The 6,646-nt window shown below is 33.2% G+C and carries 7 protein-coding genes; all 7 read right to left on the reverse strand.

Features of this window, described 5'->3' with window-relative positions; translation table 11 throughout:
* On the reverse strand, positions 1-874 hold an 874-nt coding region (locus DWY01_RS11045), incomplete at its 3' end, for an HTH domain-containing protein (protein ID WP_117996172.1).
* Between the two features lie 10 nt (positions 875-884).
* Positions 885-2,147 (reverse strand): PTS sugar transporter subunit IIC, encoded by a 1,263-nt coding sequence (locus DWY01_RS11050; protein WP_199519960.1) that lies wholly within the window; start codon positions 2,145-2,147, stop codon positions 885-887.
* A 223-nt stretch (positions 2,148-2,370) separates the two neighbouring features.
* Entirely contained in the window at positions 2,371-3,183 is an 813-nt protein-coding gene (locus tag DWY01_RS11055; RefSeq protein ID WP_117996173.1) for a hypothetical protein, read from the reverse strand.
* 96 nt (positions 3,184-3,279) lie between these two features.
* Entirely contained in the window at positions 3,280-4,053 is a 774-nt protein-coding gene (locus DWY01_RS11060; protein WP_117996174.1) for an HAD-IIB family hydrolase, read from the reverse strand.
* Complete coding sequence (locus DWY01_RS11065; RefSeq protein ID WP_117996175.1) at positions 4,046-5,005, reverse strand: Gfo/Idh/MocA family protein; 960 nt, start codon at positions 5,003-5,005, stop codon at positions 4,046-4,048. The genes DWY01_RS11060 and DWY01_RS11065 overlap by 8 nt, the downstream gene beginning before the upstream one ends.
* A complete protein-coding gene (gene rpiA, locus DWY01_RS11070; protein WP_199519961.1) occupies positions 4,995-5,669 on the reverse strand; it encodes a ribose 5-phosphate isomerase A in 675 nt (224 codons plus the stop codon). Before rpiA ends, DWY01_RS11065 begins: the two co-directional genes overlap by 11 nt.
* 82 nt (positions 5,670-5,751) lie before the next feature.
* Positions 5,752-6,582 (reverse strand): MurR/RpiR family transcriptional regulator, encoded by an 831-nt coding sequence (locus tag DWY01_RS11075; protein WP_117996177.1) that lies wholly within the window; start codon positions 6,580-6,582, stop codon positions 5,752-5,754.
* Positions 6,583-6,646: the final 64 nt, after the last annotated feature.

The following is a 6,646-nucleotide window of genomic DNA, read 5'->3' on the forward strand; positions in this document are numbered from 1 at the left end:
CAAATACAAGCATTGTAAAATCTGTGATTTTTGGTACTTCATCTGTTGATTTTATTTTAAATGTATGTAAAAGATTATATAGAATCGGAATATCTGCCTGTTCTAAATAAGACGACTGCATACATAATTTAGTAATGACACGAGTATAAAGATCGTCGGGAGAACTTATTTGATTATCTTCGAGATTGTATCCATTTAGATTTCGTACTCGACATATCAAGATGCATGCTGCAAAAATGGATAAGTCCGTTTCTGATAAATAGACTTGTTCTCCATTCATGATTTTGATTACATCTTCCTTTGTGGATTTATAATATTTCATAACCCACGAATCACTTAGAAGCATATAAAGAATATCCATTAATGCATCTGGATTTTCGAGTGCCATGTCTTTTACGATTTTAAAAAGAAGCTCACGAATTTCACTTTCTTCTAATAAAATGACACACTCATCTTTTTTTAGCTTGAATAATTCCACATTGTAGTTTTTCAACAAAAACTGAATCACTTTATTGATTTCTTTGCGGATTACAGAATCGGATAAACCTAATAATTCAGATAAATCATATATACTGCAATCCTCAAAGAATAGTATTTTACCTATAATTTTGTAAATACGATAGACAGCTAGATCTACATTTTCATTATCCTGATTGACTATGTTACGAATAATATCTAGGTGCTCATCATTGATCATATATCCTTGTTTGGTACTCGAACGTATTAATATACAGTTTGTCACATCATTCATAAATGTGATTTCATTACGTATAGTTCGTGTTGACACATTTAGATTTTCTGATATTTCTTTTCCATGAATCCCCGGATTATTCATAATCAATTTAATAATTTTTAATTGTCTAGCTGTTAACATGTTTCTCTTCCTATTTTTCTAAAGCTTGTTCTTTTTGTAGCTCTTCTTTTTCCATCATCTTAAAGAATGGATAATAGAACACAGTTTGTAGAATCAACAATACAAATACTAGGACTACAGACTTCCAATCTAATGTCATTAAGAATGCACTTACTCCTGGAGGCAAGAATCCTGGAGGATTGGCAATTGGTTTACCGACTAAGCCTAAATTCATTGTTAAATATACAATTGTTGTACAGATCAATGGTCCGAACACAAATGGAATAAACATAAATGGATTCAAGATAATTGGTGTACCAAAAATTAATGGTTCATTGATTCCAAACAAGCTTGGAATAATAGATACTTTACCTACTGAATTCAATGATTTTGCCTTTGATCTCATCATTAAAATATTTAATCCTAATGTTAAACCAGATCCTGATACACATAATATACCATAGAATAATCCAAACGTGAAAATATGTTGAACAGGTTGTCCTGCTGTATATGCTGCAATATTTTCAGCGGCATACGCAATCGCAAAAGTTGCCCATACAGCAGAAGTAATACTTGGTCCATGTAATCCAAAGAACCATAATAGCTGAGTTAAGAACATCACAATCAATAAAGCTGGTAGTGTATCCATGCCTGTTACAGCTGGTGCTAATACATTCATGATCAATTGTGGGAAGGCTACCTTACCAAACGTTAACGAAAGATTTGCGATCGCAACGGCGATGATTGTATTCAATACTAACGGTACTAAGGCTGCAAAGCTATCTTGTACCATTGGTGGTACACTTTCTGGCATTTTAATATACCATTTGCGTTCGTAACAAATGTGATAAATTTCAACTGTAAATAGGGCTGCAACAATACCTGTAAATAATCCAGTTGATCCTAAATAAGATGTATTTAGTTGACCATCTTTGACTACAGCACAAAGAATGAAGAAAACAACTAAAGCTGTGACAGCAGGTTGACTTCCTTTTAAATCATATTTTTCAGATAAAGTTTTCGCAATAAAGTATGTTGCATATACCGCAAGCATATCGTTTGTGAATGCTGATGCATATGTCAAGACACCCATATTTGCATTTAAAAAATCATAAACAGGTCCACTTCCTAAAAGGTTGGCAATACCTAAGAAAATAGTACAGAATGAACCAACGATAATAATAGGTATTGAAGCAACGATTCCATCTTTGATAGCTTGAATATGTTTTTGTTGTTCAAGCTTGTTCGCAATTGGCATCAAATACTTCATAAGAACATTTTGAATTTTTTCCATTTTCGCTCTCCTCGTATACAATTTTTGTCGACCAAATTGTTAACTATATATTAAATGTTCACATCATAATTCTCAAATCTTCTTTTTCCACTTAAAGTGGAAACTTAAAAAGCCACCATACAGGTGGCTACGATATCCATTTTATAATTTCATCTTCACTTTTAGATACACACTTCGCAATTTGAGATACACTCATACCATTTGAAAGCATAGTTCGGATCATCTAAGTCATTTCTTGATTCATCTTATCAGCCAGCTTATCAGATTCATCTGCACGTTTATTTGCTTCTTGTACTTTTTTATTAGCTTCCTCTAATCGTTTTTGAGCCTCCGCTAATCGTTTATTCGCTTCCTCTAATCGTTTATTCGCTTTCTTTAATCGTTTATGAGCTTCTTCAAATTCAAGTTTTAGTTCATTTTCTTGTTGTATTCTAAAGTCTTCAATCCATTTTGTCCAACAATCATTCGATATGGTTTCTACTCGTTTTTCTACCGTTTGAATTACTTCATCATTTTCTATCATCTTAGTTTTACCATTATCTCTACAATTCAAAAAGTAATATACTATTTTTTCTTTATCATTCATCTGATCATAAGATTTATCTAAATTTTCTGTTGAATACACAGATATTTTCAACATGCCATCTGGAAAAAACAAAATACCATCATCATTTCTAAATTGAAGATCTATTTCAAATTCCGATTCCTTACCATCATAGAACGCAATGACTTGACATGGGTTTAAATCATATTCTTCCTGTGATCCAAACAACCTCATAAGATAATATTCAGATAAGCGATGTAATTTGATTATATTTTGATCTATCAGAATAGCTAGTTTCATCTTGGTGTTGTCGTCAAATTCTACAAAAGCTTCAAGTATTGGATCAACCCCCACATTCGTTACATGTACATTCACCACCTTTCTTTCCAAAAATACCGTAAGTAATGATTTTAAGGCATCATTGGCCTCTTTACAATCTTCGCCAAAAACATATTTAAAGGCAAAGTCGTTTAATAAATTAGCGCTTCTCATAAGCACCTCGATTCTAGCAGGTATTTCCTACATACTCATATACGTAAAAAAATGCACTTTTTCTAATAAAAATTAAAAAAGTGTCTTTTTAGTGCCTTAAATCCATTTCATTTTCTTACAAATATTATAAATACCATCATCCACATTGGCATCTGTGACAATAGTTGCGATATCCTTCAATTCTTGACACGCATTTCCCATGGCAACACTTGTCCATTGTGGATCAAACATAACCATATCATTGGTGTCATCACCAAAGACAACTACATCTTTTAAATCACCATGTACATGCTGCATCATATCCAAAATACCTTGGTGTTTAGCATCATATTGAAACATTAAATAATCGGGTACAAAACGCATATTTCCTAATGTATCCTTTAAAGTGAGTTCGAATTCCTTCTCTTTTGGGATGGAAATATACATTTTATAAATCACATCTAACTTGTCTACATCCAAATTTTCATCATACACATACTCCGTAGGCTCTTTACGATCCCCCACTTCATTCTGGAACGTATGATCTAATGTATATACTTTGATTGAATCGTCTAACGCAAATAAAACACCATATCCTAAAGATAATGCTTGTTTTGCAATTGCTTTTGATTTTTCTAAGTCCAAAGGTATGTTTTGAATCAATTCATCATGAATGACTAAACCGCCACCACCGCAGCATACCATATCATGAAGCCCCACACTCTCCATAAAGTTACGCGCTTTATAATGAGCACGACCCGTCGCAATAGCTACAAAATGACCTGCCTTTTGAAGCTCATTCAAAGCTAGCTGTGCACTTGGTACAATTTTTCCGGTCGCTTTATCTGTTAAAGTACCATCAATGTCAAAGAAAAAGTATTTTTTATTCATATTTCCCCCACGCTTTCTGAACTTGAGTTAAGACGTCCATCACATCTCTAATATATCGTAAATTTGTTTGATCATTTAAACAAGATACATATTCTTCCATGTCATGAATTTCATAATTCAATGCCAAACGACTTCCGCCACAACAAACCTCTTCTGTATGACCATCACTTGTATATGTGATGACTGCCTTATCACCACGTGGAAAATTATAGATTTCAATATAGGCATTTTCACATGCAATCAAGCCTATTTTTGGTTGTTTGGCACGCATAGTGAGTGAAATTGTTGCTATCTCCATATCTTTATTTTGAAGTAAAATACCACTTGTCTCGTCTACACCCGTTTCAAAAGGGGTCATGGTTGTTAATACTGTGGTAGGTTTACTTGACATAAACCAACGCGCAAAGCTAACGGCATATACACCAATATCAAGTAGTGCACCACCAGCCAAATCCGGATTAAAAAAGCGGTTATTGACATCATATTCTTTAAAGCTTCCAAAATTGACTTGAATCATTTTGACTGGGCCAAATTCATTCGATAAGACTCTCTTTTGAATTGCTTTAAATAAAGGCATATGGAAAAGTGTAACACCATCACTGATTACTAAATGTCTTTCTTTGGCAATCTCTACACATTCATTTAATTCCACAGAATTTAAAGTAATGGCTTTCTCACAAAAAACATGTTTATTATGAAGCAAGGCATCCTTCATAATTTCATAGTGAGAATTATGTGGTGTGGCAATATAAACAATATCAATATTTTCATCTTCAAACATAGCCTGATAATTCTCATATACATGTTCAATTGAAAATTCTTCAGAAAACTTTTTAGCTGAACTCAAATGCCCAGAAGCTACACCATAAATTCCAACACCTTCTTGAATCAAGGCATTTGCCATATCATGTGCAATCCATCCAGATCCAACAATTCCCCAATTATAATGCATGAAATTCACCTTTGACTTCTTTCTTGAAAACACCCTTCTCATTTACCATAATAATACCTGTAATCGTATCGACAAATAGACTTGTATCTACAACACCTGGCATCATTAACAGTGTTTGATTCAACAAACCAATGTCTTGTACCTCGTTAAAATAAACATCCAATAAAAGATTGCCTTCATCACTGATCATAATGCCATCTTTATTATTACTTGTTCGTTCAACGACATTTCCATTCAACTGTTCTAATTTCTTCTTCACAATACTATAAGCACGTGGTAATACTTCGACTACAACAGGTGCTTTAAAGGCCAAGGTCTTGTGAAATTTAGTTTCATCAACCAATACAATATATTCATCTGCCATAGATGCAATAATCTTTTCCTGTGTATGAATGCCTCCACCGCTTTTTAAAGCATTTAGATTTGAATCTACTTCATCACATCCATCAAAGGCAATGTCTATATGATCTACAAATTGCGTATTCAATATAGGTAACCCTTCCTTTTGAGCTTTTAAAGCTGTCTTTACAGAAGGTGTCACCACCTGAATATCTTTATCCTTTACATAATCAATCAAATATTGAATGGTACTTCCTCCTCCTAGGCCTACAACCATTCCATCATGAATCAATTTTGAAGCGTATTTTGCACATGTCTTTTTCATAATCATCCTCCATCTCAAGTGTATCATGGAATTTTATTTCGTCAACGTCTTTTTTGTGTAATTATTATTCATATAAAAAGAACTATACCTTCAAAGAAGCATATAGTTCTTCACATTGACTTATTTTCTCATAGCTATCCTTTTGATTATTCGTTAAGAATAAATATAAAATTTCGATAATGGTAGCTGCAGAGATTCTTGAAAAACAGAATTCATTTAAAAACAATTTTTCTCGTGTCGAAGATTGAATGTGATATGTACATTCTTTGGCAACAACTGAATCATTATTATTTGTGATGCCAATCGTACAAACACCACGCTTTTTCATTTCCTGACATATCGCATAGACTTGTTTACTTTCTCCACTATTTGAGATGGCAATCACAACATCATTTGAGTCCAATCCAAGCGCATAAGATGCCTGATTTTCCCAAATGGTTGATGTAAATGTTGAAATGCCAATCTCATTAAATTTAAACATACAATCCAATGCAACTGGAATCGTATTTCCTACTGCACACACTAAGACGTGGTTGGCATTTTTAATCAAGGAAATGATTTTTCTTAATTGTTCCGTATCTATATTACGAATAGTTGATGTCAATTCGGAAATCTTATTGGAAAGAATAGTTTCTAAGGATCCTGAAATATCATTAGTTGAAATAGTATTTGATTTTTGTTCAATTTCATTCACACAATCCCTAGCCAAATTAACCTTAAGATGATGAAAGCTGTCCATCTGACATTTTCTCGCAAAACGCGAAACACTTGCCTGTGATGTTTGACATGCTTCGGCAAGCTGTTTGATTGTCATATTCACAACTTCCTTTGGATGTTGGATTATGTAATCTGCAATTTTCTTTTCGGAATCAAAGAAAGAATTATAATGTCCATGAATTGTATCGAGTATCATCTAAATCGTCGAGTAGACTTTGTCTCGACCTCCACCCCTTTCATTATTATTAAAATAATTCTGC

Origin of the sequence: Eubacterium sp. AF22-8LB (assembly GCF_003458715.1) — a bacterium.
GTDB lineage: Bacteria > Bacillota_I > Bacilli_A > Erysipelotrichales > Erysipelotrichaceae > Holdemanella.